Genomic DNA, 24,190 nt, shown 5'->3' with positions numbered 1-24,190 from the left:
GAGGAGAAATCCCATGTTTGCCTGGGTCGGCTCACAGTTCGATGCGGTCCTGAGCACGTATGTGCTCGGCGTCGTGAGTTCGCTCATGACCGGGATCGCACCGATCGCACTGACGGCGATGACGATCTGGGTGGCGCTGTATGGGTGGGCTGTTCTGCGCAATGAGGTTCCAGAGACGGTGCCCACTTTTCTCTGGAAGGTATTCAAGATCGGCCTGGTGCTGGCGTTTGCTCTGCAATCGGGTTTCTACGTCGCGAATGTGGCCGACACCGCCAATGCGCTGGCAACGGGAGTGACCACCACGTTTCTACCGGCAGCCGCAGATCCCACCACGATTTCTTCACCCTACGCCCTTCTGGACAGGTTCAACGACAGCGCCAGCCAACTGGTGCTCGATCTGCTGAAGGACGCGGGAATCATGCGTCTGGACCTGCTCTTCGCCGCCGTGGTCTGCTCCATCGGGAACGTCGTCTTTCTTTGCATCGCCCTCTTCGTCGTCACGCTGGCCAAGCTCTTCCTGACGTTCGTGATCGCCGTGGGCCCACTGTTCATCTTGTGCCTGGCGTGGCGCCCCACGGCACGCTTTTTCGACAGCTGGTTGTCGATGGTGCTGAACGCCGTCGTACTGACCTGGTTCGCATTTTTCGCCTTGGGCATCAGCGCGTTCATGGGCGATGCGATTGTGCAAACCGTCCAGGTCAACGGTGGCTTCCAGGGCTCGACGTTCAACGTCGTCGGGGAAAGCCTGAAGTACTGCGTCGTCATGGTCCTCATGGCCATCATCTGCTTCCAGGCACCCAGCCTGGCCTCGGCGCTCACCGGCGGTGCCGCCATCCAGCAAGGCATCCAGATGATCCAGAACGCCATGATGGTTTCGGGCCTGCGTTCCGCTTCGTCCGCTCGGAGCACCAGCGCCGTCGCTAGCGCTGGCGGCGTCATCCGCGCAGGCGCCGGTCTTCCACACACCGCTGCGTCCATTGCCCGCCGAGGCGTCGGCGCTGCGCGCTCCGCCGCTTACAAACTCGCCGCCCAACGCGGCCGGTCCTGACCAACCCACCCACCAAGGAGTTCACCATGCACACCCGCCTCAAAGTTGCCGCTGCCGTCCTCATTGCTCTGGGCGCCACCCAAGCGCGAGCCACCGGCATCCCCGTAATCGACATGGCCAACCTTGTCCAGACCGTGCAGCAGGTTATCAACGACATCACCAAAATCAACAACCAGATTCAGCAGATTCGACAACTGCAAACCCAGATCGAGAGCATCAACGGCATCAGGAACCTGGGCGATGTGTTCAACAACCCGCTGTTGAAGAACTACATCCCGGCCGAGGCCTTCACCTACCTCAACGCGGTCAACACGTCGGGCTACAGCGGGCTCAACGCCACGGCCAAGGTGCTGCGCGACGTGAGCATGATCTACAACTGCATGGACCTCACAGGCGACGCCCGAACCCAGTGCCAGGCCGCTCTGGCGCAGCCCTATCAACAAAAGGGGCTGCTGCAAGACGCCATGCAAACCGCTGCTGGCCGCCTCACCCAGATCCAGTCGCTGATGACCCAGATCAACGCCACCACCGACCAGAAGTCGGTGCTCGAAATCCAGGCCCGCATCGGCGCAGAAAATGCCCTACTCGCCCACGAGGTGTCGCAGGTGCAGATGCTGCAAGGCATGGCCGACAGCGAAGAGCGCATCGCTCGCTCGCGCGAGCGTGAACGGCAGTACGAGATGCTGGGCCGCACTGGCAAGGTGGCTGACTTTCTGCCGTAACCCCGCCTGAGTCCCGCCGCCACCCAGACCCACCGGAGAACCCCATGAGTGCCATCCTGTTGTCAGGTAAAGCCGCCGCATGGCCAAAACGGCCCCCTGAACCGTCGAACGAGGCCGAATCGGCGCCATTCAACGCGAACCGCGACTGGGAAATCGACCGCGCGCTGATGCTCGAACGCTCGGAACGAAGGGCCTGGCGGGTCGCGGTGGCCGGTTTGATTCTGGGCCTGATCGGTATCGCTGCCGTGTTCGTGCAGGGACCACTGCGCCGCGTGGTGGAGATTCCCATCGTGGTGGACCGAGTGACCGGCGAAACCACTATCCAGCAGCGGCTGAGCGAGGAAACCATCCCCGCCATGGAGGTCCTGGACAAACACAATTTGGCGGCCTTTGTGCGGGCACGCGAAAGCTACAGCTGGATGTTCTTGCAACGCGACTTTGACCAGGTGGCGCGCATGGCCGTACCGGGTGTCTTCGCCGAATACAACCGGCAGTTCGAGGGCGACGGCGCGTTGCAGAAGAAGATCGGCGCCGCTGAGGAATGGCGCATCAACATCGTGGGTGTGCGCCTGCGGGCTTCTGGACGCAGCGGCAACCTGAGCGACGCTACGGTCACTTACGACAAGGTGGTCCGGCTGACCGACCGCAACCTGCCAGACGTCACGACCCGCCACGTGGCCAGCATCGTCTACCAGTACCAGCCCAAGGTGCTCGCCAAAGAAGCCGACCGGCTGGAGAACCCGTTCGGCTTCGTGGTGACGGCCTACCGGTCCGACCCGGAGATCAACACCCAGACTCAGGGAGCACGGCCATGAAGCGCACTGTCTTGACGCTGTTGGTTGCCTGCTCCATGGCTACAAGCCTGTTCGCTCAAGCGAATCCGAAGACAGCCGACCCGCGCCTGCGCGACGTGGTCTACGACCCAGCGGCGGTGGTGACCGTCCCCGTCAAACGGGGCATGGTGACCCTGGTGGTGCTCGCCCAAGACGAAGTGATCACCGAGGTGGCCGCAGGCCAGGGCGGCGATTGCAGCAAGGCCGATGCCGTCTGGTGCGTGACCGCTCAGCCAGGGGGCCGCAACCTGTTCGTCAAAGCCAAGTCCGGCGCGGACGTGCCCAACAACCTGGCCGTGGTCACGGACCGTCGCACGCATGCGTTACGTTTCGTGGTGCTGCCCGACCACGATCGGCAACAGCCCGTCTACCGCTTGACCGTCAAGGCGCCAGCACAAACCAAGCACGCCTCGGGCCTTTCAGCGAAAGACCTCGCGGCACTCGCCGCCCTGCCTCCGCTGCCGTCCCATCCGACACCCCAACAGGTGGTGGCTGAACGACTGCAGGCCATTCCCTCGTTGATGAACACCCAGTATTCGCTGGCCGAAGGCGGGGACTCGAAAGATATCGCGCCAACCCTGGTCTACGACGACGGGCGATTCACCTACTTGCGCTTCCCGGGCAACCGCGAAGTTCCAGCGGTCTTCCATGTGCTCGGCGATGGCAGCGAAACCCTGGTCAACGCCCGCATGGAAGACGACCTGCTGGTGGTGGACCGCGTCAGCCGTCAACTGATGCTGCGAGCGGGCAACGCGGTCGTGGGCGTCTGGAACGAGGCCTTTGATCAGGACGGCGTCCCAGCGGAAGGGGCGACCACCGTCCCGGGTGTGCAGCGTGTGCTCAAAGCAGCCAACGTGTCTCTCGACAACCGCCCCACCGGAGTCAGGCCATGAACGATCAAGCCAACGCCCCCAACCCGTCGATTGCAGAGCCTGCGGACGGCAACACCATCTCCCCGCTCCCGGGTGAACCCGGCATCCCCCAGGTGACGGCTGCACGCAGTGCCAACTGGTCGCGCAAGGGCGCGCTGGGGCTCGGCATGATGGTGTTGACCCTGGTGCTTTTTGCGTGCTTTGCCATCAACCGCTACCTCACCAGCGGACCGGCAACGGACGAAGACGCCAAGCTGGTGCGCGACAAACCCTCCGCCGCCAGCGCCGGGACGCGCGCACTGGACATGACGGCCCCTCCCACGCCGCGTGTGCCTGCTTTGCTGCCCACAAACGAGGTGGCTGAGCCCATCGGGGTACGAAACGACGGGCCTGCTTCGCCCAAAGGCCTCTCGGCCGACGATGCCCCGGTTCTGATCGTGTCTTCGCGTCCTGGCGGGCACTCCAGCTCAGCGGGCATGCCCAACGCAACGGTTTCCGGCGACGCTTCGGCCAACCCGGACGATCCGGTGGCCAACACCGGCCGCAACCTGCAGGCCTACCAGAGACAACTGCAGGGCCTGCTCGACAACCTGACCCAAAGCACGGCCATGACCAGTGGCCAGGGTGGCGACACGACCAACCTTGGCGCCCTGAGCTCGATGGCAGGTGCCTCATCGGGCACGGGTCTGCCTGCGCCTTCTGCGGGCCTGTTCGGCGGTCAACTGCAGGGCTCGGCTACCCCCAAGGTCGCAGCCCGCACGCTGGGCGACCGCAGCCTCACCCTGCCCAAGGGCACGGCCTTCACCTGTGCACTCAAAACCAGGGTGATCAGTGCCACCTCAGGCCTGGTGGGCTGCCAGGTCCAGCGCAACGTGTACGGCGACAACGGGCGCGTACTGCTGATCGAACGCGGCTCGCACCTGGACGGCGAGTACCGCATCTCGTCGGTTCGGCCCGGCATGGTTCGCATCCCGGTGTTGTGGACGCGTGTTCGAACGCCGCACGGCGTGACGGTGGACATCGAGTCGCCAGGCACCGGCCAGCTCGGCGAGTCCGGGATTGATGGTTTCGTGGACAACCGCTGGGGCGAACGCATCGGCGCCGCCATGCTGCTCTCGCTGATCGACGACTCGGTCAAGCTGGTGATCCAGAACCAGACGCAAGACCAGCAGGCCGACACCATCGTCCTGCCATCCACCACCGACAACACCAGCAAGCTGGCCGAAAAGGTGCTGGACAGCACCATCAACATCTCGCCCCTGCTGTACCAGAACCAAGGCGGCATCGTCGGCATCTACGTCGCCCGCGACGTGGACTTTTCCCCGGTCTACGAACTCCAGCCGCGGGAAAGGTGAAAGCGATGAACACCCTGCCCGGCATTGAAGAAGACCCGCTCGACGACTGGTGCGGCGACGCCACCTCGGTGGTGGAATTCTTGCGCCCATTGCGCGAACAGCTGGACGCTCCAGGCGTGCTGGAGGTCTGCGTGAACCGCCCCGGCGAGCTGCAGGTGGAAACGGTCCATGGTTGGCAAGCGGTCAACGCACCGGCCATGACACAGGAGCGTTGCTTGTCCCTGGCCACGGCGCTGGCCACCTACTGCGACCAGCAGATCAACCAGGAACGCCCGCTGCTGTCGGCCACGCTGCCCACCGGTGAACGCATCCAGTTCGCCATACCGCCCGCTGTGCCACGCGGCACCGTGTCCATCACCATCCGCAAGCCCTCGAATGTGGTGCTCCGGCTGAGCGACTTCGAGCAGGACGGCCTGTTCGGTCGCGTGGGTGAAAGAGCCGCTGCTCCGAACCCGGAACACAACGACGGCCTGCAGCCCTTTGAGCGCGAGCTGCTGGCCTTGAAAGCCGCTGGCCGATACGCCGACTTCATGCGCCTGGCCGTGCGCCACCACCGCACCATCGTGGTCAGCGGCAAAACCGGCTCGGGGAAGACCACCTTCATGAAAGGCCTGGTCGAAGAAGTGCCGAAACACGAGCGCTTGATCACCATCCAAGACACGGCCGAACTGACCTTGCCCAACCACCCCAACGTGGTCCACCTGTTCTACAGCAAGGACGCCCAGGGCACGGCGCGGGTCACCGCCAAGTCTTTGTTGGAAGCCTGCTTGCGCATGAAGCCCGACCGCATCTTCCTGGCCGAGTTGCGCGGTGAAGAGTGTTTCTCCTTCATCCGGCTGGCCGCCTCAGGCCACCCGGGCAGCATCACCAGCGTGCACGCCGGCAGTTGCGATCTGGCGCTGGAACAGTTGTCGCTGATGATCCGCGAAAGCGGCGCGGGTGGCGGCCTGCGCATGGACGAGATCAAAGGTCTGCTGCGCATCGTGATCGATGTCATCGTGCAGTTCGACCGGGACGAAAGGGGCCGCTTCGTTGCCGATGTGGCCTACGAACCCCGGCGCAGGCACCACGCCGCCAGCCACAACCCGCTGCGCGCCAGCACCCTGCCAGAGCCCGGCGCTGCTGCAAGCGAGGGGTTGCCATCATGAGCCAGGCATTGGCCTTGCCCTTCACCGCCTGGTCCGTGGGCCGGCGGGTTGCCGCAGGCGCCTTTGCAGCGGTCGTGGCTACTGCCCTGGTCTGTGCGGCGGTCTATGTCTCGGGGGTGTTGTTTCTGCTGCTCAGCAAGGCCGACCCCAGGCAGGCCCGGTGGAGCAGCATCACCACCTACTGGCAGCTCTATGCCGAAGATGCTGTTTTGCGCCAGCGACTGTTCACCGCCATGGGCATGTCCGGCGCTGGCTTGCTGGTCATCCTGCCAGGCGCCTTCATCGCAGCAGCCCGGCCACGCCGGGCCCTGCATGGCGAAGCGCGTTTCGCCTCGGCTGGCGAAGTAGCCCGCGCTGGGCTTGTTGATTCGGCCAAGAACCCTGAAACCCCGAGCATCCTCATCGGGCGATTCAAAGGCCGGTACCTCGCCCTGCCCGGTCAACTGTCCGTGATGTTGTCCGCCCCCACCCGCAGCGGCAAGGGTGTGGGCGTGGTGATTCCCAACCTGCTCAACTGGCCCGACTCCGTGGTCGTGCTCGACATCAAGGGCGAAAACCACGCCATCACGGCGGGCTACCGCGCCGCCCACGGCCAGGCGGTCTACGCCTTCTCACCGTTCGACGAACAGGCCCGTAGCCACCGCTGGAACCCGCTGACGGCGGTTCGCACCAGCCCGCTGCACCGGGTCGGCGATTTGCTGGGTATCGGCCAGGTCTTCTTCCCCAACGACGGCAGCGGAACCTCGTCCGAAGCCTTCTTCAACGACCAGGCGCGCAACCTGTTTCTGGGTCTGGGCCTTTTGCTGCTGGAAACGCCCGAGCTGCCACGCACCGTGGGTGAGCTGTTGCGCCAGTCTTCGGGCAAAGGTCAGCCGCTGAAAGACCACCTGGGCAGTCAGATCACCCAGCGCCGTGAGCAAGGCAATCCGCTCACCGACGAATGCGTCGATGCGCTGCAGCGCTTGCTGAGCAATTCCGAGAACACACTGTCCAGCGTGGTCGCCACCTTCCACGCGCCGCTCACGATCTTTGCCGATGCGGTAGTCGATGCCGCCACCAACGCAGACGACTTTCGGCTCGAAGACCTTCGGCGCCAGCGCATGTCGGTCTATGTGCGCATTCCGCCGCACCGGCTGGCCAATGCCCGCCCCTTGCTCAACCTGTTCTTCTCGCAACTGGTCAGCCTCAACACCCAGCACCTGCCCGAACAAGACCCCAGCCTCCGGTATCAATGCCTGCTGGTCAACGACGAGTTCACCGCAATGGGCCGCGTGGGCGTCATCACCCACTCAGCGGCCTTCCTGGCAGGCTACAACCTGCGCCTGCTCACGGTGGTGCAAGCCATGTCGCAGCTGGACGCGGTCTATGGCGACAAGGAAGCCCGCACCTTCGCTACCAACCATGGCCTGCAGATCCTCTACGCCCCACGCGAACAGCGCGACGCCGACGAATACAGCGCCATGCTCGGACACTTCACCGAGCGCGCCACCTCACGCGGGCGCAGCCGTTCTTTCAGCGGACACGGCCACAGCACCGTCAGCCGCAACGAAAGCGAGCAACGCCGCGCCCTGCTGCTGCCGCAGGAGTTCAAGGAACTGGGCAAGGACCGCCTGGTGGTGATCTTCGAGAACTGCAAACCGATCCTCGGTGAAAAGATCCGCTACCACCGAGACAAGGTGTTTCAAGCTCGCCTACGCCCTGCCCAAGCGGTGCCCCGGATGAACATGGACCTACACCAGGCCAAGGTCCAGCAACGCTGGTGTTACGCCGACGACGATCTTCCACCCGACATGCACACCCTGGACCTTGAAGCGCTGGCCCACGACATCCAGTTGGCACCCGAGGTTTTGAACGGCCCCCCCGGAAAAGCGGCAGACATCTTGCTGGACCGCTTTGAACAGAGCAAGGCCGTTCAAGACGGAGGTGGCTCGATCGAGCCCGCCGACGAAGACGCAGCCGATGAAAGCACCAAAGCCCCACCCCTGCCTGCTGAGGAAGGTGGACCTCAATTGGAGATCACAGGAGAACGCCAATGACCGCCCCATTCAATCGTTTCGTATGGACCGGCCTTCTAAGCTTGGCGCTGGTTGCATGCAGCTCGCCGCCCAAGCCACCCACAGTGGACGAATCCCAGAAGCGACCCGCCAACGCCCAAATGGCCGTCGAGTTGCAGGTCTGCAAGAACGACCTGCAAAACACACGCATCCTGGCCACCGAATCCAGCCGCCTGGCCGAGACCACGGCCGCCACGTTGGCCCATATGGCGGCTCGTCAACAACTGCTGGCGTCGATCCAGGTGAAAGCAACGGCCAACAGCCTGCGCATCGTCCACTTCGCTTTCAACAGCACGCAGGTATCCATCCCAACGGCTGAAGCCTCGGCGCTGGTGGAGGAAGCCAAAGTCGCACCGCTGGTGTTGCTGCGAGGGCGCACCGATGGAACTGCGGACTCATCCGTCGAAAGCCGCATCGCACAGGCCCGAGCCAACGCGGTTCGCGACTACCTGGTTGCCTCCGGCGTAGACCCCACCCGAATCCGCACCACCCATCAACCCAGTGGCGACCACCTGGCCGACAACCGCAACCCCCAGGGTCGCAACCTCAACCGTCGGGTCGAAATCGAGGTGTACCGGACGCTGCCAGTAGCCCAACAAGCAACTCCGCACCAGCCCTGACCTATCCGCCAGCAAGCTCCAACCACAGGAGGTTTCCATGGACGACAGCAATACTCCCGCCCGACGTGTGAACCTGTCCACTTCGGATGCCCCTATATCCCAGGGCGGCACGGTGGAACCCGCCAACCGCGCCCCGGTGGCCATCCGGACGTTCCAGGCGCCCGAACCAGAGCCAGGCGAGCGCTACGAATTGCGCGACCCCTTCGCCGACCTCACCTACCGCAGTGACCGTCTCCAAGACATGGTGGCCAAAGCCGATCAGCTCGGGGCCAACCGCTTCGTGGTGCTGGATGCAAGAGACCAAAGGTCGTTCATACACAAGGTAGATGGCCAGTGGCAGCGCGAAGAACCGCGCAATCCACAACGCGGCGAGCAAGCCATCCCACGGGCTACATCCAGCCCAGAGCCCAATACACAGCAGGCGCCCACCAACGTCATCCCCCTGCCTTCGACGCTGAAGGAGCCACTGATTCAAGAGACCACCGATCCCCAAGCCACGGCGCGAATGGATGCCCAGTCCGAACGCGCCGCCTTGGTGGCCAAGCTCGAAGCCTCCTTGCTGGACCGCTACCTCATCAAACGGGCACCAGTCACCGTGGGTGACGTCAAGATAGGCCTGACCGAGTACCGGTTCAAAGGCGACACCTCGCGTGTCGCTTTCACCGAATCCACCTTCCGACTGGCAACGGAAACCAACAGCCCGTCTGTGGCCCGGTCCATGTTGGACGTGGCGGAGGCCCGCAACTGGCATTCCCTGCGGGTGTCTGGCAATGAGGACTTCAAACGCCTGGTGTGGCTGGAGGCCGCCGCTCGTGGTGTGAAAACACTGGGCTACGAACCCAACCCAGCCGATCTGGAACGCCTAAAGGTGGAACGCGAACTGCGGCAAGTCAACCGCATCGAACCTGGCCGGGAATCGAACGCCAGCCAGGGTAGCTCACTCGGCGACAAGCCTGCTGGCCGTGGAAGCGGTGGACGCAAAGCCGTGTTGGCAGCTGTCGAGGCCATTCTGGTGGCCAATCGCGTGCCAGATAAGCAGCGCATGGCCATCATGGCCGCCGCCACCGAAAAGCTGGCTCAACGCATCCGCGACGGTCACACGCTCAAGGTCAAGGTCTACGACAAGAACGCACCGTCCCAGCGCCCGGCCGTGGTACCCAAGCAGGAACAGCAGCGCACCCGCGAGCGGGTATCGCCCGTTCGGTGAGGGTGCCACCATGCACAGCGACTGTGTGCCACACGTGGTGTACGACATCGGTGGTCAGCGCAGGGTGAAAGACGCGCCGGATTTCGCCGATGCCATTGCCGAGGCCTACGCGAACCACCAGCGCCCCCGCTGTTTGTGTCGCCCAGACGGAGACGGCATCGAGATGTACGTGGTCCGCTTGATGAATGGCTACATCGTCAAGCGCATGCCCAATACAGGGAGTCAGCATGCCACCTTATGCCCCTCCTATGAACTGCCTGCCGAACTGTCTGGCCTGGGCCAACTGGTCGGCACCGCCATCGTGGAAAACCCCGCCACGGGTGAAACGGCATTGAAGCTCGATTTCCCCCTGTCCAAACTGCCCGGCAGATCGTCCCAACCTCCCGCCGCCAGCACATCGCCCAACATCTCATCCCAAGGTCAGAAGCTCAGTCTGCGAGCCCTGCTCCACTACCTGTGGGACCAGGCCGAACTGACCCACTGGCACCCGGGTTTCACGGGCAAGCGAAACTGGGCCATCGTCCGTCGGCATCTGCTTTTAGCCGCAACGCACAAGTTCGCGCGTGGCAGCGCACTGCAGAACCGCCTGTACGTGCCCGAAGTGTTCTCTGTAGAGCATCGCGACCCCATCAACGCGCGCCGCCTCGCCGGATGGACCAGCGCCTTGGCACAACCCGGCAAACCCAGCCAACTCATGCTTCTGATTGGCGAAGTCAAGGAGATCGTGCCGTCACGGTACGGTTTCAGGGCGGTCATCAAACATGTCCCCGATCAAGCCTTCGCCATCGACGAGCGCTTGTTCCGCCAGCTGGAGCGCCGCTTTGCAGGCGAGCTGGCGCTTTGGGGCGCCTTCGATTCCATCCATCTGGTCATGATCGGAACCTTTTGCGTCAGCTATTCAAGGCTGCCCACGATCGATTCCCTTTCGTTGGTCACTTTCACCCCGGAGTGGATTCCGGTGGACAGCCCCCATGAAGCCCACCTCGTCCGGGCATTAGTCAGCTGTCGGCGAAGCTTTGTGAAGACCCTTCGCTACAACCTGTGCGCAGGCACCAGCATGGCCAGCGCCGTGCTCACCGATCTGGGCGATCCGTTCGCGCTGTACATCGCAACAGAAAGCGGCTCCCTCGAAGAGCGCTCTGTGGAGCCACCTTCAGCGCAAGACTCGCCAGCCCGCCACTGGGTATGGCACCCATCCCAGCAACCTCTTCCCCCGTTCCCAACCGTCAGAACGGAAGCCCTCGCCTGATTGGATGCAGCGCAATCGAATTGCGCTGGATTGCTCCCGCGCATCTCAGAAGCCGCCGGCAATCTGGGCGAATTCACCCCACGCCCGCCAGCCCATTGCGCCGATGCCGAGTCCACTAAACTCAGACGCAATCTGTTTTGCAACGTCTGCAGAATTCACCAACAAAACGACGGCTGAACATGCAAGGGAGTAAGCGTTCCAATTTCGATCTGCTCAAACCCTATGAGCAGCAGCTCTGGCGTCTCGGCGCCCTGGCGGAGCGGTACTTTTCAGACGACCCGAACACCAGTCTGCTGAAGCTTCGCCAGCTCGCCGAACTGCTGACCCAGACGGTCGCCGCCCGGATCGGCCTGTACACCTCGGCCGATGAGTCCCAATACGACCTGATCCGGCGTCTTCAGGCCGATGGTTTCCTGCCTCGGGAAATCAAGCAGCTGCTGGACCAGATTCGTGTGGCGGGCAACGCCGCCAACCACGCGCTTGAAGGCAACCACGCCAAAGCCCTGACTTCCCTTCGGTTCGCCTGGCAATTGGTGCTCTGGTTTCACCGTACGTTCAAAGATCCTGAATACCGCTCCGGCCCGTTCCTACCGCCGACACCGCCCGCCGACGAGGGCGCCGAACTTAAAAGCCAGCTGGATGAGCTTCGCCAGGCGGTGGTCGAGTACCAATCCAAGCACCAGCAGGTTCAGAACCAGCTGACCCAGGCCCAGTCGCAACTTTCCACCATGGCCGAAGAGCGCACGGTGTGGGAACAGGTCGCCACCGAAGCCGAAGAAGCCAAAGCACAACTCGGCCAGCGCCTTGAAGCCCTGCAGACCGAAGTCAAGGCGGCACCTCAGTTCAACAAGACCCAGCTGCTGTCGTTTGCCACCGCCGCCGCCTCGCAGGTGGTTCTGGACGAATCCCAGACCCGGCGACTGGTCGATGAACAGCTGCGCCAGGCCGGCTGGGAAGCCGACACCGAAATCTTGCGCTACAGCAAAGGCACCCGTCCGGAGCGAGGCCGCAACATCGCTATCGCCGAATGGCCCTGCGAGGGCTACTCGGCCGACTACGTGCTTTTTCAAGGCCTCACACCTCTGGCGGTGGTGGAAGCGAAACGCGAAGCCAAAGACGTTTCGGCCGCGTTACAGCAAAGCAAGCGCTACAGCCGCACTTTCGGCGCCAGCTCGGAGACCTTTCTCCACGAAGAAAACTGGGGCGAACGTGGCGAGTACCGCATCCCCTTTGTCTTCGCCACCAACGGGCGCCCTTACCTGCGCCAGCTGGCCACCAAAAGCGGCATCTGGTTCTGCGACCTGCGTCGCCCGGAGAACCTCGCCCATGCCTTGGACGGCTGGTACTCGCCGCAGGGTCTGCAGGTCCTGCTCGCCCGTGACGAGGCCCGCGCAGACCAGGAACTGAGCAACACCGCCTTCCACTACGGCTTCCCGCTGCGGCACTACCAGCAAACTGCCATCCAGGAAACCGAGCGCCGCATCAGCCAGGGCCAGCGCGAAATCCTGCTGGCCATGGCCACCGGCACCGGCAAAACCAAAACCTGCGTCGCGCTCATCTACCGCCTGCTCAAGGCCAAGCGCTTCCGTCGCATCCTGTTCCTGGTGGATCGTTCAGCGTTGGGCATCCAGGCCGCCAACGCTTTCAAAGACACCCGCATGGAACGTCTGCAGACCTTTGCTGACGTGTTCGGTATCAAGGAACTGGACGAACAGATGCCCGACGAGGACACGGGCGTCCAGGTGGCCACCGTGCAAGGCATGATGAAACGGGTGCTGTTTCCAGCCGATGGCGTGGCGCCCCCCACCGTGGACCAGTTCGACTGCATCGTCATCGACGAATGCCACCGCGGCTACACGCTGGACCGCGAAATGTCCGACACCGAAATGGCCTTTCGTGGGTTCGACGACTACATCTCCAAATACCGCCGGGTACTCGACTACTTCGATGCCACCAAGATCGGCCTGACCGCCACCCCGGCGCTGCACACCACAGAAATCTTTGGCGCACCGGTGTACTCGTACACCTACCGCGAGGCCGTGGTCGATGGCTTCCTGGTGGACTACGAGCCACCCATTCAGCTCTACACCGAGCTGTCTACCCACGGCATGACGTGGCGCGTGGGCGAAGACGTCAAGGTCTACGACGTCACCAAGAACCAGATCGACCTGTTCAAGGCGCCGGACGAAATCAAGCTCCAGGTTGAAGACTTCAACCGCAAAGTCATCACCCGCCCATTCAACGAGGTGGTGTGCCAATACCTGGCACAGGAACTGGACCCGAGCGGGCGCCGCAAGACCCTGATCTTCTGCGTCAGCAGCAGCCACGCCGATCTGGTGGTTGAAGTCCTCAAAAAGGCGTTTGAAACCCAATACGGCGCGGTGGAAGACGACGCCGTCATCAAGATCACCGGCGATGCCGACAAACCCCTGGAACTCATCCGCCGCTACAAAAACGAACGCCTCCCCAATGTGGCGGTCACGGTGGACCTGCTCACCACCGGTATCGACGTTCCTGAAATCTGCAACCTCGTCTTCCTGCGCCAGGTGAACAGCCGCATTCTTTTTGACCAAATGCTCGGCCGTGCCACCCGTCTCTGCGACTTTGACGGAGAAGCCAAAGACAGCTTCAGAGTCATCGATGCCGTCCGCGTTTTTGAGAACATCGGGAACATGACCGCCATGAAACCCGTGGTGGTCAACCCCAACATCAGCTTCTCGCAACTCGAAGGCGAACTGCTCACCGTCGCCGACGACGCGGCCCGCGAACTTGTTCGCGATCAGTTCCTCGCCAAGTTCCAGGTCAAGAAGCGCCACCTCAAAGGCAAAGACATCCAGGACTTTGAAGTCAAGGCCGGCATGTCGCCAGATGACTTCGTCAAAAAGGTCCGTGCCCTCCCCTTGAACGAACTGGCCAAGTGGTTTGCGCAGCACCCCGATCTGGGCGAAATTCTCGACCGCAAGCACGAAGGCAGTGGCCAGGGCATGTACGTCTCGGACCACCCTGACCAGCTGAAAAACGTCGAACGCGGCTACGGAAAGGCCACCCGCCCCGAGGACTACCTCAAGGAATTTAAAGCCTTCATCGATAGCCACGGAAACGAACTGCCCGCGCTGCTCACCGTGCTCACACGCCCGCGCGACCTCACCCGCCAGCAGCTCAAAGAGCTGGTGCTGGCGCTGGACAAGGCCGGCTACACCGAGGCCCGCCTCGCCACTGCCTGGCGCGAACTCAGCAACCAGGACATTGCCGCCCGCATCATTGGCTATATTCGCCAGGCCGCCGTGGGCGATGCCCTGCTCCCCTACGCCGAGCGTGTGGACCACGCCCTGCAAACCCTGCTGGCGAAACCACCCGGCGGCGTTGCCTGGACCAACCCGCAGCGCGACTGGCTCAAACGCATCGCCGCTCAGACCAAAGCCAACCTGCTGGTGGACCGCGCCTCGCTCGACGACCCCGACCTCATCTTCAAACGCGAAGGCGGCGGCTTCAACCGCCTCGACAAAATCTTCAATGGCCAACTCCAGCCCGTGCTGGAAGCCTTTAACGATGCGCTGTGGGCACCGCCGCCCCAGTCTGCACAACGCTGAACCCGAACCCCATGTCCAACCCCAATGCTGCGCTCGATATCGGCGCCAAGCTCTGGTCGCTCTGCAACGTGCTGCGCGACGACGGTGTCACCTACCACCAGTACCTGAGCGAACTCACCTACCTGCTATTCCTGAAAATGATGCAGGAGACCGGGCAGGAAGAACGCCTGACCGTGTTCAAGTCGCCCAAGAAAGGCGAGCCAAAGCTGTTGCAGCCCGGCGTGCGCTGGGCCGACCTGATTAGCGCCTCCGCGCCCGACCGGCTCGACACCTACAAGGAAATGCTGCTGGACTACGGCCTGCATGGTCAGGGCGCCGTGCACGCGATCTATGTCAACTCCAATACTTTCATCACCAAGCCAGCCACGCTGAGCAAGCTCGTCACCGAAATTGACGCGCTCGACTGGTACAGCATCCAGCGCGACGACCTTGGCGAACTTTACGAAAACCTGCTGGAGCGCAACGCCACTGAAAAGAAAAGCGGCGCAGGTCAGTACTTCACGCCTCGGCATCTGATCGAAAGCATTGTCGAAGTGCTCAAACCCAGGCTCGGAGATGTAATCCAGGACCCTGCAGCTGGAACAGCCGGTTTTCTCATCGCCGCACATAGCTACCTGAAGACCAAGTACCCGGATGAGGGGCGCACGGAAGCACAGCAAAAGACATATCGCCACCACACCTTCTACGGCATGGAGCTGGTGCAAGACACCCACCGCCTGGCGCTGATGAACATGCTGCTGCACGGCATTGAAGGAGGCGTGGACTACGGCGACACCCTGAGCGACGACCACAGGCAGTTGCCTCCGGCCACGCTGATCCTCTCCAACCCGCCCTTTGGCACAAAAAAAGGCGGCGGCCTCCCCACCCGGACCGACCTCACCTACATCACCAGCAACAAGCAGTTCGCCTTCCTGCAGCACATCTACCGCAGCCTCAAGCCGGGCGGCCGCGCCGCCGTGGTACTGCCCGACAACGTGCTCTTTGAAAGCAACGTGGGCACCGACATCCGCCGTGACTTGATGGAGAAGTGCAACCTCCACACCATCCTGCGCCTGCCTACCGGTATCTTTTACGCGCAAGGCGTCAAGACCAACGTGCTCTTCTTCACCAAGGGGGAAAAGGACAAGGGCAATACCAAAGAGGTCTGGGTGTACGACATGCGCGCCAACATGCCCCAGTTCGGCAAGCGCACCCCGTTCACGCGCGACTACTTCCGCACCCCAAAGGGCGCGCCAGACAGCCAGCCGAGCGACAAGTTTGAAAACGTGTTTGGCGACGACCCGAAGGGTGGCCCCGCAGCACTGGCCAAACGCGTGGACACGGGCGAAACCGGCCGCTGGCGCAAGTTCACCCGCGAACAGATTGCCGCCCGTGGCGACAACCTCGACATCGCCTGGCTCAAAGACGACAGCGCCGAAACCGCCGAAGCCCAGCGCGACGACCCCGCCCTGGTGGCCCGGCTGCTGCAGCGCGAGCTGGGCGGCGCCATGGCGGAACTGCGTGCCCTGCTCGAAGAACTGGGCGAAGACCCCGACGCCGCGCTGGACGACCTGTTGATCGACGAAACCGGGCAAGAGGCCCAGGCATGAGCAAGCTGACGCCCACGCCCGCCGACAGCCTGCACGCGGAGCTGCGTGCGCTCATCGCCAGCAGCCGCCAGCGCCTGGCCAGCGCCGTCAACGCCGAACTCACCCGCCTGTACTGGAGCGTTGGTCTCCGCCTGGCTGCCGTACTGGGCGGCGAACGCGCCCAGTACGGCAGCCAGGTCATGACCCGGCTCGGCCAGCAGCTGGCCCAGGAATTTGGCCGTGGTTTCGAAACCAAGAACCTGCGCCGCATGGTGCAGTTTGCGCAGACGTTCCCCGACCCGGAGATTGTCGCGACACTGTCGCGACAATTGAGCTGGAGCCACGTGGTGGACCTGCTGCCGCTCAAAACCGCCGAGGCGCGCGCGTTCTACGCCCAGCAGTGCGCCCAGCAAGCCTGGAGCGTGCGCGAGCTGCGCCGCCAGATCGAACGCAAAGCCTACGAGCGCAGCGAGATTGCCAGCACCCAGGCAGCGCCGCTACCGGCACCGACCGACACGCCCCCTGCCCTCGTCTTCAAAGACCCCTACTTTCTGGACTTCCTGGGCCTGCGCCAGGGCCACGACGAGGCCGACCTCGAAGCCGCCATCCTGCGCCAGCTCGAAGCCTTCATCCTGGAACTGGGCCGGGGTTTTGCCTTTGTCGAACGGCAAAAGCGCATGGTCATCGACGGTGAAGACTTCTACCTTGACCTGCTGTTCTTTCACCGCCGGCTGCGCCGGCTGGTGGCCATCGAGCTCAAGCTCGGCCGCTTCAAAGCCGCGCACAAAGGCCAGATGGAGCTGTACCTGAAGTGGCTGGACAAACACGAGCGCCAGGCCGGGGAAGAAGCGCCCATCGGCCTCATCCTCTGCGCCGAATCCAGCCGCGAACAGGTGGAGCTGCTGCAGATGCACAAAGACGGCATCACCGTGGCCGAGTACTGGACCGAGCTGCCTCCGAAGGCCGAACTGGAACAGCGGTTGCACGAGGCGCTGGTGGAAGCACGTGAGCGACTGGCGCGGCGCGGGTTGCTGCTGGAAGGTGGCAACGATGAATGAACTGCCAGAAAGCTGGACCACAGCGCCGCTGTCTGCCATTTCAAGCGAAGTACCTCAGCGCGTCCCTGGCGAGACTGAAACATTCACCTACATCGACATCGGGTCTGTTGATCGGGACACGAAAACCATCACTACACCACAGGTGCTGCTTGGCAAAGATGCACCAAGCAGGGCTCGCAAGCAAGTCGCAAAGGGCGACACCCTAGTATCAATGACACGGCCCAACTTGAATACGGTGGCTTTGGTACCACCATCGTTGGATGGACAAATCGCCTCAACAGGTTTCGACGTTTTGAGGCCTCTCGACGGAATTGATCCACGGTGGCTGGCCTACCAAGTGCGGACGGAGCATTTCGTATCCGCAATGTCCGAACTTGTTCAGGGTGCTCTGTACCCAGCGATCCGAACAAAGGATGTCCGCGCATATGTCGCCCCCATAGCACCGTCTGCAGAACAAACCCGCATCGCCGACCAACTCGACTCTCTGCTGGCCCGGATCAACGCTTGCCATCACCGCCTCGACACCATCCCTAGTCTTCTCAAACGGTTTCGGCAAGCTGTATTGGAGCTTGCTTTGACGGGAGAGCTCACTGCTGAGTGGCGTGATGGTGCTGCCATTGAGATGAATGCTTCGCAGTCGACGACGCTCGGAAATATTGCGGATGTAGGTACGGGGTCAACGCCTCTGCGATCAAACAGCAGCTACTTTGCGGATTCGGGAACACCTTGGATCACGAGTGCCGCGACGGGGCGACCATATGTGGATGAGGCGCGAGAGTATGTGACACCCGCAGCCATTACTGCTCATCGTCTCAAGGTGTATGCGCCGGGAACACTGTTGGTGGCTATGTATGGCGAGGGGAAAACGCGAGGTCAGATCACAGAGCTTCGAATTCACGCCACGATCAATCAAGCGTGTGCAGCTGTAAGCGTTGATGAGTCTCAAGCAAGCACAGCGTTTGTGAAGTTGGCATTATTGGTTCAGTACGAGCAGATGCGTGCACTGGCTGAAGGTGGCAATCAGCCCAACTTGAACCTCTCCAAGGTTAAAGGCATTCCAATTCAATTGCCGCCGCTAATTGAGCAAGCACAAATAGTTCGCCGAGTTGAGGCGCTGTTTAAGTTGGCCGACAGAATAGAAGCCTGTTACAACGCAGCCTGTGCCCAAGCCCAGCGCCTGACCCCTTTGGTGCTGGCCAAAGCCTTCCGTGGCGAGCTGTTGCCACAAGATCCCAGCGACGAACCGGCCAGCGCGTTGCTCGCGCGCATTGCAGCTCAACGCGAAAGTGCCACGCTCGTTGCCAAGATTCGCCAACCGCGTGCGCCGCGTGCTGCGCGTGTCCCCAAGGAATCCGCCGACATGACCAAGAGCAGACAAGACGACGACGTAAAAGGCAAACCCTATCTGGCCGGGCACCTGCGCCGCCTGGGCGAGCCGGTGGCGGCCCAAGTGCTGTTCAAGGTTTCCGAATTGCCTGTGGCCGATTTCTACAAACAACTGGCCTGGGAAGTGGAGCAGGGCCTGGTGAAGGACAACACCACCTCGCTGGAGCCCGGTCATGCGGCTGGATAAGGTATACATCGACGGCTTCAAGAACCTCAGGCAGTTGGAGGTGGACTTTGACGAGGGCAAGCTGACCACCGTTCTGATCGGCCAAAACGGCGCGGGAAAGTCAAACCTGATTGAAGCCATCACCCAGATTTTTCGATGGGTAGATTTCGTACACACCACTCCCAAGGTGGGAGGTCTGAGCCAGTTCAAACCAAACTTCAAGTTTCGTATTACCTACAGGATTGGTGGTGTCACAGTTAACGCGTCAAACGAGACGGAAACACTCACAGTCTTGGTCGACGGGGTAAAAGTCGCAAAGTCGGTCTTTGAAGCAAGGAAGCGCGATTGGTTTCCTGACTTGGTCTTCGGCTACTACTCTGGGGGAAGCCGTCGCTTGGAGACACTATTTGATGCGCACCAGCGGCGCTACTACGACGCGATCAAACGGCAAGACGTTGTAGCGAAAGTCGCGGAAGCACAAGAGAAAAGGCGATTGTTCTATTGCCGCCCAATCCATGGAGTCCTAGCGCTAATGGCATTGTTTGCATTTCCCGCTCCCAAGGTGAAGCAGGAGCTGGCTAGCAAGCTGGGGATTACAGGTTTTCATTCACTTCTGGCTTTATTTAGGGAGCCTTCTTGGTACGACAAAAGCCAGAAACTCCAACCTGAAGAGCTATGGGGTGCTGCCGGTCCGGCGGGCAGTGCGGCTCGCCGACTCAAGGGTCTGGCATTTCACCCGTTCCCGCTGCAGGGTGACGCAATCGATGACTACCGGGACAAGAGGCAGGTGGAGGCACAGTACGCAACATTTTTGCCAACGCTGGATCACCTGACGCAACTAGCAGAGCTGTTCGCTGACGAGCGCGAGATGTTTTACGCCTTGGAGGCTGTAGATATTTCCGATCTCATTCGTGAAGTGCAAGTCTGGGTGACCCGCAACAACGACGCAACAGGCGATGTGGGATTTGCCGATCTGTCCGACGGAGAGCGCCAGCTGCTGATGGTGCTGGGTTTGATTCGGGTGTCGCGCGGCAAGCGCGCATTGTTCCTCCTAGACGAGCCTGACACACACCTCAACCCGCACTGGCAACACAGCTACCTCAAACTGATTGAAGACTGGACTGGCATCGCTGCCGAAGCCGACAACTGCCACATCATCCTGACCTCGCACAACCCGCTGACGATTTCGGCGTTGTCGCGGGATGAGGTGCGCGTGATTGCCCAAACCGACGATGGCTGCGTGACCGCAACCGCGCCCTATGCCGACCCGCGGGGCATGGGCTTCACAGCCACGCTGACCGAGATCTTCGGCCTTGCGAGCAGCTTGGACATAGAAACCCAGCGCTTGGTGGACGAACGCAACGAGCTGGTGCAGTTGGCCGACAGCACCGACGAGCAGCAGCGCAGGCTGATCGCATTGAACGACCAACTTGCCCGACTTGGGTTCCTGAATGAAGACCGGGAGCCGCTGTACCAAGACTTCCTGCGCACCTGGCATGACCTGCGCTACGCAGACAGGCCGCCCCTGAGCCCCGCCGATGTCGAAGTACGGCAGCGTGCGATGAAGGCGCTAATCCAAAAGCTCACTACCTCAGAGGCCAAGCCGTGATCTACGTCCGCCGAGATCCGAGCCTGATTCCCGAGAAAGTGTTGCGCGTCGCTGAGCGCGCGCAAGCACAGTTAGAAATACTCGCGCCGGACAAGCGCTCGGAGTTCATAGAAAAGAAGTCCCATGTGTGGCGCGGGTTCGCTCGCTACCTGGCCAAAATGTCATACGGTAAGTGCTGGTACTCGGAGAGCGACTGTGTCCAGTCTTTTAAGGATGTGGACCACTACCGCCCGAAGAAGCAGGCCAAACGCAGCGACACCGAGAGCGATGACGGCTACCCCTGGCTCTCTTTCTCGTGGGACAACTTCCGGCTTGCGGCACAACGCTCGAATCAGATCAACCGTGATGACGACACCGAGGAGTCGGTGGGCAAAGGCGCATGGTTCCCTCTGATGCAGGGCAGTATGCGCGCGACATGGGATGACCGCTGTCTCGATGTCGAGCGTCCGCTGCTGTTGGATCCTGCCCGCCTTGCCGACGTGAGGCTCATAGAGGTCACAGCGGAGGGAAGGATGGGCCCGACTAAGCTCTGCTTGGGCGCCGCCGACCGAACAAGGGTCGAAGAAACAGTCAAGCGACTGAGCCTTGATCTGCCAGGACTGGTGTCGGCGCGAAAGCAGGCAATGCGTCTCGTGCAGGAGCTTGTCGAGCTGTTGGAGCAGAAGCGTTCAGCTGCCGAAATCAGCGAAGCCGCCTCAGCCTTTATCACCACCAATATGCCCGCAGCGGGACAGATTGACATGCTCCAACGACTAACCGGACCCCAGCGACCGTACGCCTCAGCCGCGCGCGCACAACTGCGACTCATGGGCTATGGAGAGTTGTGCGTTCCGGTGGAGCAGGCAGGGGCTGTGGCATGAGTGACATCAAACTCTTTCGAATCGCCAAAGGCCAAGCTGCTGAACTGCAAGGCTCGGCTTCCGACCTTGAAAAGCCGATGCAGAACCTGATTGAGGGCAACCTGCAAACTTTTCTCGGCATCCGCTTCTTGGCCTCTGAGTACTGGACCGGCAAGACCCATGGCGGACGCATCGACTCACTGGGACTGGATGAAAACCACTGCCCGGTGATCATCGAATACAAGCGCTCGGTGGGTGAGAACGTGATCAACCAAGGGCTTTACTACCTGGACTGGCTGATGGACCACCAGGCCGAGTTCAAGCTGTTGGTGCTAGAGAAGGTGGAAAAAGCGGCTGCCGATGCCATCGACTGGAGCGCCCCGCGTTTGGTGTGCATCGCGGCAGACTTCACCAAGTTCGATGGCCACGCCGTGCAACAGATGAACCGCAACATCGAGCTGATCCGCTACCGGAAGTTTGGTGACGACTTGCTGTTGTTTGAATTGGCCAACGCAAGCACTGCATCCGCCAGCAAAGTCAAGATCACCAAAGGCAGCAAGGCTCCGGTGTCGGCTGTTACCGGGGGTACCGACAAAACATACGCCGAACACCTGAGCACGTTGTCGCCAGAGTTGAAGATGGTGTTGACCTCACTGGTGAACTATGCAACTTCGCTGGGTGATGACGTCCAGCCCAAAGAACTGAAGTTGTACGTAGCCTTCAAACGGCTGAAAAATTTCGCCACCGTGGTGCTCGCAAAAAAGGGGGTCCTTTTGTACCTGCACCTTGACCCTGCACCGGTGGTGAAGGCGTTGAAAAACGCCAGGGACGTGAGCGCCATTGGGCATTGGGGAACAGGTGATGTGGAAATCACTTTGACCACAATGAAAGAGTTTGACGAGATCAAGCCGATTCTGGCAGCGGCATACGAGGGGCGAGCCCCTGCCTGAACTGAAGTCACCGTCTTGCGCAGTGGGCTTGCCCAGATTGCTGCGGTTGCGTCAACGCGGATAGTCAATGTCTCGCGGCAAATTTGGAGGCTGAGGTTGGGGATCGGTTTGACGTGAGTCGCGCTGCCCTTGCTGCTCTTGGATCCGTGGGCTCCGTTTCGGATCGTCCGTCTGGTCAGTGGTCGCCATGCCCCTCACGAAGCTGGCGATGTGTTTCGCCAGTTGTCGATCCGTCGCCTGGCCCGATCCGGCGAGCGCCAGCCCGATCTGAACCCATGCATCGACAGCAGCGGCCCTGGAGGCACGCAACTTCGGCCCCTCGGTCCCGTTGGATCGGACCTTGCGCAAGCGCCCAGCTTCTTGTGCCTTCAGGCGCCACAGCTGATCGGGTTGGTGGAATTTGGCGCGAGTGACTTGCCGCGTGGCCTCTGCCTCCACCCCATAGCCTCGCAACTTCTCAGCGAAGGTTTCGCGCCAGCGGTGCAGGTCGTTCTTGCGCGGATTGAGGCGCTTGCCCAGCCTGGATACGGCACGCACGCTGATGTGCACATGTGGGTTGGCCTGGTGGTCGTGCAGCACCATGACGTATTTGTGGTCAGCCAGCTCGGCCTGCGCAAACTCCCGTGCGGCGCGCTGCACGATCAACGGATCGGTGCCGCGGGGCATCGACAGCATGATGTTGAAGGCCTGGCGCCGCTGGCCTGGCTCTGCGTCTTCTGGAATGCGCGCGCCGCCCATGCGCCACTCATCGGCCAGGTGGTGCAGGCTGTCTTTGCCTTGCATGGTTTCCCCGCGCTGGTCCTCGATCTCCAACCGTCCGTTTTTGCTGATGTAGCGAAAGTGCGCCGCAATGGCCGCAATGCTCCGCCCGCCTCCCGTGACTTTGACCATGACCTGCGGGGCACGCCGAACGACGGTGGGTTCGATGCGATTGCGGATGGCGTTGGCACGCTGGTGCGCGCCCGAAGCGCCCAGCTTGGGCTGGGGCCGAACCTGGACGATGCGGTTGCCCGGATAGAACAGGCGGTCGCCCCAGGTGATGAGGATGCCGTCGAGGTCGGGTGCATGGGGAGCGCTGGCCAGGGACGAAGGCACGGTCGAAGTGACGGACAAGGCAGCACGCCGGCCGCCGGTGGATGTTTTCATGGTCGGCTCCTTCGGGTGCCCGCATGGGTTCTTCTGGCTAGTGGTGATGCGCTGGGGCGGCGCGGTTGCAGGTCGGCCAGGGCGCACGAGACATGGTCAAGGTGGCGGCGCACGTCACGGGCCAGCGTTTCGAGCATGCCGACGTAGGGGCGGATGGGCTCCACATCACCCCGGCGCAACAGTGCATTCAGCTGGTAGAGGCGGTGACCGAAGTGGGCCAGCTCGTCCGTGGATGCGGTGAGCGCCTGCAAAGTCTGCGCGTACCCTGTTCCGTCCAGGACCACCGGCACACCCGCCACCAGGGCCGCGACATAGTCACCGGTGGCCATGCTCGCTCGGAGCGCGGCCTGCAGCGTGGCTGCGGCGTCTTCAGACCGCATGCGCAGGCACAGGCGTGTGCGGGAGGGTTGATCAGTCTGGACAGGTGTGCGGCAGGCCTCGGCGTTCTGCAGCGCAGGACGCCCCAGCGCGTCGGCCAGCACCTGGCGCACCAGGTGGGAAGGCGAGAGGCCGACGGCCTGCGCTCGCTCCATCAGCGGGGCCTTGAGGCCATGTAGTTCCACGCTGATGCGGTCTCGTGACGAGGGTTCCATACCGAGTCTCCTGACGACGATTCACCCCTGGGTGAGCGTGTCAGACAACCGTAAGCGGTCAATAGACCGCACCCCTTGCGCTGTCCCGCAGTTCAGATCTTGAGCGCAGTGATGCGCCAGGGCAGCAAGGCCTCGTAGTCATCGACAGTCCTGGCCCGCGGGAGTGCCACCAGCAAC

Annotated in this window: 19 protein-coding genes; 17 read left to right on the top strand and 2 right to left on the bottom strand. The window is 62.1% G+C overall.

Features of this window, described 5'->3' with window-relative positions:
* Nucleotides 1-13 precede the first annotated feature (13 nt).
* From B0E41_RS08630 to B0E41_RS08550, 17 genes are all read left to right on the top strand, one after another.
* Nucleotides 14-1,048, top strand: coding sequence for a type IV secretion system protein (locus B0E41_RS08630; protein ID WP_077330678.1), 1,035 nt, complete (start codon nt 14-16; stop codon nt 1,046-1,048).
* A gap of 26 nt (nt 1,049-1,074) precedes the next feature.
* Complete coding sequence (locus tag B0E41_RS08625; protein WP_077330677.1) at nt 1,075-1,770, top strand: type IV secretion system protein; 696 nt, start codon at nt 1,075-1,077, stop codon at nt 1,768-1,770.
* Nucleotides 1,771-1,814: 44 nt separating this feature from the next.
* The gene (locus B0E41_RS08620) at nt 1,815-2,585 is read left to right on the top strand and encodes a type IV secretion system protein (RefSeq protein ID WP_077330676.1); all 771 of its coding nucleotides are present in this window, start codon (nt 1,815-1,817) and stop codon (nt 2,583-2,585) included.
* Nucleotides 2,582-3,496 (top strand): TrbG/VirB9 family P-type conjugative transfer protein, encoded by a 915-nt coding sequence (locus tag B0E41_RS08615; protein WP_077330675.1) that lies wholly within the window; start codon nt 2,582-2,584, stop codon nt 3,494-3,496. Before B0E41_RS08620 ends, B0E41_RS08615 begins: the two co-directional genes overlap by 4 nt.
* Complete coding sequence (gene virB10, locus B0E41_RS08610) at nt 3,493-4,830, top strand: type IV secretion system protein VirB10 (protein WP_077330674.1); 1,338 nt, start codon at nt 3,493-3,495, stop codon at nt 4,828-4,830. Before B0E41_RS08615 ends, virB10 begins: the two co-directional genes overlap by 4 nt.
* 5 nt (nt 4,831-4,835) lie before the next feature.
* Nucleotides 4,836-5,978 (top strand): P-type DNA transfer ATPase VirB11, encoded by a 1,143-nt coding sequence (gene virB11, locus B0E41_RS08605; protein ID WP_077330673.1) that lies wholly within the window; start codon nt 4,836-4,838, stop codon nt 5,976-5,978.
* On the top strand, nt 5,975-8,014 hold the full coding sequence (locus B0E41_RS08600) for a type IV secretory system conjugative DNA transfer family protein (RefSeq protein ID WP_077330672.1): 2,040 nt from the start codon (nt 5,975-5,977) through the stop codon (nt 8,012-8,014). Before virB11 ends, B0E41_RS08600 begins: the two co-directional genes overlap by 4 nt.
* The gene (locus B0E41_RS08595) at nt 8,011-8,652 is read left to right on the top strand and encodes an OmpA family protein (RefSeq protein ID WP_077330671.1); all 642 of its coding nucleotides are present in this window, start codon (nt 8,011-8,013) and stop codon (nt 8,650-8,652) included. The genes B0E41_RS08600 and B0E41_RS08595 overlap by 4 nt, the downstream gene beginning before the upstream one ends.
* 37 nt (nt 8,653-8,689) lie before the next feature.
* A complete protein-coding gene (locus tag B0E41_RS08590; RefSeq protein ID WP_077330670.1) occupies nt 8,690-9,859 on the top strand; it encodes an LPD7 domain-containing protein in 1,170 nt (389 codons plus the stop codon).
* 10 nt (nt 9,860-9,869) lie between these two features.
* Nucleotides 9,870-11,108 carry a DUF1173 domain-containing protein gene (locus B0E41_RS08585; RefSeq protein WP_077330669.1) on the top strand — a complete coding sequence of 413 codons (1,239 nt, stop codon included), beginning with the start codon at nt 9,870-9,872 and terminating at the stop codon, nt 11,106-11,108.
* 179 nt (nt 11,109-11,287) lie between these two features.
* Entirely contained in the window at nt 11,288-14,698 is a 3,411-nt protein-coding gene (gene hsdR, locus B0E41_RS08580; RefSeq protein WP_077330668.1) for a type I restriction-modification system endonuclease, read from the top strand.
* Between the two features lie 11 nt (nt 14,699-14,709).
* Complete coding sequence (locus B0E41_RS08575; protein WP_077330667.1) at nt 14,710-16,287, top strand: N-6 DNA methylase; 1,578 nt, start codon at nt 14,710-14,712, stop codon at nt 16,285-16,287.
* Entirely contained in the window at nt 16,284-17,324 is a 1,041-nt protein-coding gene (locus B0E41_RS08570) for a PDDEXK nuclease domain-containing protein (RefSeq protein ID WP_077330666.1), read from the top strand. The genes B0E41_RS08575 and B0E41_RS08570 overlap by 4 nt, the downstream gene beginning before the upstream one ends.
* Nucleotides 17,317-18,897: a restriction endonuclease subunit S gene (locus tag B0E41_RS08565; RefSeq protein ID WP_077330665.1), complete on the top strand. Its 1,581-nt coding sequence runs from the start codon at nt 17,317-17,319 to the stop codon at nt 18,895-18,897. Before B0E41_RS08570 ends, B0E41_RS08565 begins: the two co-directional genes overlap by 8 nt.
* Nucleotides 18,884-20,485 (top strand): AAA family ATPase, encoded by a 1,602-nt coding sequence (locus B0E41_RS08560; RefSeq protein WP_077330664.1) that lies wholly within the window; start codon nt 18,884-18,886, stop codon nt 20,483-20,485. Before B0E41_RS08565 ends, B0E41_RS08560 begins: the two co-directional genes overlap by 14 nt.
* Nucleotides 20,482-21,345 (top strand): hypothetical protein, encoded by an 864-nt coding sequence (locus B0E41_RS08555; protein WP_077330663.1) that lies wholly within the window; start codon nt 20,482-20,484, stop codon nt 21,343-21,345. Before B0E41_RS08560 ends, B0E41_RS08555 begins: the two co-directional genes overlap by 4 nt.
* Nucleotides 21,342-22,274, top strand: coding sequence for a DUF5655 domain-containing protein (locus B0E41_RS08550; RefSeq protein WP_077330662.1), 933 nt, complete (start codon nt 21,342-21,344; stop codon nt 22,272-22,274). The genes B0E41_RS08555 and B0E41_RS08550 overlap by 4 nt, the downstream gene beginning before the upstream one ends.
* A gap of 51 nt (nt 22,275-22,325) precedes the next feature.
* On the opposite strand, the gene B0E41_RS08545 is transcribed toward B0E41_RS08550, so the two are convergent.
* The gene (locus B0E41_RS08545; protein WP_143433734.1) at nt 22,326-23,420 is read right to left on the bottom strand and encodes a relaxase/mobilization nuclease domain-containing protein; all 1,095 of its coding nucleotides are present in this window, start codon (nt 23,418-23,420) and stop codon (nt 22,326-22,328) included.
* Nucleotides 23,417-24,013, bottom strand: a complete 597-nt coding sequence (locus B0E41_RS08540; protein WP_077330661.1) for a hypothetical protein — start codon at nt 24,011-24,013, stop codon at nt 23,417-23,419. Before B0E41_RS08540 ends, B0E41_RS08545 begins: the two co-directional genes overlap by 4 nt.
* Nucleotides 24,014-24,190: the final 177 nt, after the last annotated feature.

Source organism: Hydrogenophaga sp. A37, from assembly GCF_002001205.1.
Taxonomy (GTDB): domain Bacteria; phylum Pseudomonadota; class Gammaproteobacteria; order Burkholderiales; family Burkholderiaceae_C; genus Hydrogenophaga.
This window is presented reverse-complemented; position numbering and strand designations above follow the sequence as displayed.

Bases quoted from the DNA above. Each gene is read 5' to 3' on its own strand.
- B0E41_RS08630 (WP_077330678.1), top strand. From the start codon at position 14: ATGTTTGCCTGGGTCGGCTCACAGTTCGATGCGGTCCTGAGCACGTAT.
- B0E41_RS08625 (WP_077330677.1), top strand. From the start codon at position 1,075: ATGCACACCCGCCTCAAAGTTGCCGCTGCCGTCCTCATTGCTCTGGGC.
- B0E41_RS08620 (WP_077330676.1), top strand. From the start codon at position 1,815: ATGAGTGCCATCCTGTTGTCAGGTAAAGCCGCCGCATGGCCAAAACGG.
- B0E41_RS08615 (WP_077330675.1), top strand. From the start codon at position 2,582: ATGAAGCGCACTGTCTTGACGCTGTTGGTTGCCTGCTCCATGGCTACA.
- virB10 (WP_077330674.1), top strand. From the start codon at position 3,493: ATGAACGATCAAGCCAACGCCCCCAACCCGTCGATTGCAGAGCCTGCG.
- virB11 (WP_077330673.1), top strand. From the start codon at position 4,836: ATGAACACCCTGCCCGGCATTGAAGAAGACCCGCTCGACGACTGGTGC.
- B0E41_RS08600 (WP_077330672.1), top strand. From the start codon at position 5,975: ATGAGCCAGGCATTGGCCTTGCCCTTCACCGCCTGGTCCGTGGGCCGG.
- B0E41_RS08595 (WP_077330671.1), top strand. From the start codon at position 8,011: ATGACCGCCCCATTCAATCGTTTCGTATGGACCGGCCTTCTAAGCTTG.
- B0E41_RS08590 (WP_077330670.1), top strand. From the start codon at position 8,690: ATGGACGACAGCAATACTCCCGCCCGACGTGTGAACCTGTCCACTTCG.
- B0E41_RS08585 (WP_077330669.1), top strand. From the start codon at position 9,870: ATGCACAGCGACTGTGTGCCACACGTGGTGTACGACATCGGTGGTCAG.
- hsdR (WP_077330668.1), top strand. From the start codon at position 11,288: ATGCAAGGGAGTAAGCGTTCCAATTTCGATCTGCTCAAACCCTATGAG.
- B0E41_RS08575 (WP_077330667.1), top strand. From the start codon at position 14,710: ATGTCCAACCCCAATGCTGCGCTCGATATCGGCGCCAAGCTCTGGTCG.
- B0E41_RS08570 (WP_077330666.1), top strand. From the start codon at position 16,284: ATGAGCAAGCTGACGCCCACGCCCGCCGACAGCCTGCACGCGGAGCTG.
- B0E41_RS08565 (WP_077330665.1), top strand. From the start codon at position 17,317: ATGAATGAACTGCCAGAAAGCTGGACCACAGCGCCGCTGTCTGCCATT.
- B0E41_RS08560 (WP_077330664.1), top strand. From the start codon at position 18,884: ATGCGGCTGGATAAGGTATACATCGACGGCTTCAAGAACCTCAGGCAG.
- B0E41_RS08550 (WP_077330662.1), top strand. From the start codon at position 21,342: ATGAGTGACATCAAACTCTTTCGAATCGCCAAAGGCCAAGCTGCTGAA.
- B0E41_RS08545 (WP_143433734.1), bottom strand. From the start codon at position 23,420: ATGAAAACATCCACCGGCGGCCGGCGTGCTGCCTTGTCCGTCACTTCG.
- B0E41_RS08540 (WP_077330661.1), bottom strand. From the start codon at position 24,013: ATGGAACCCTCGTCACGAGACCGCATCAGCGTGGAACTACATGGCCTC.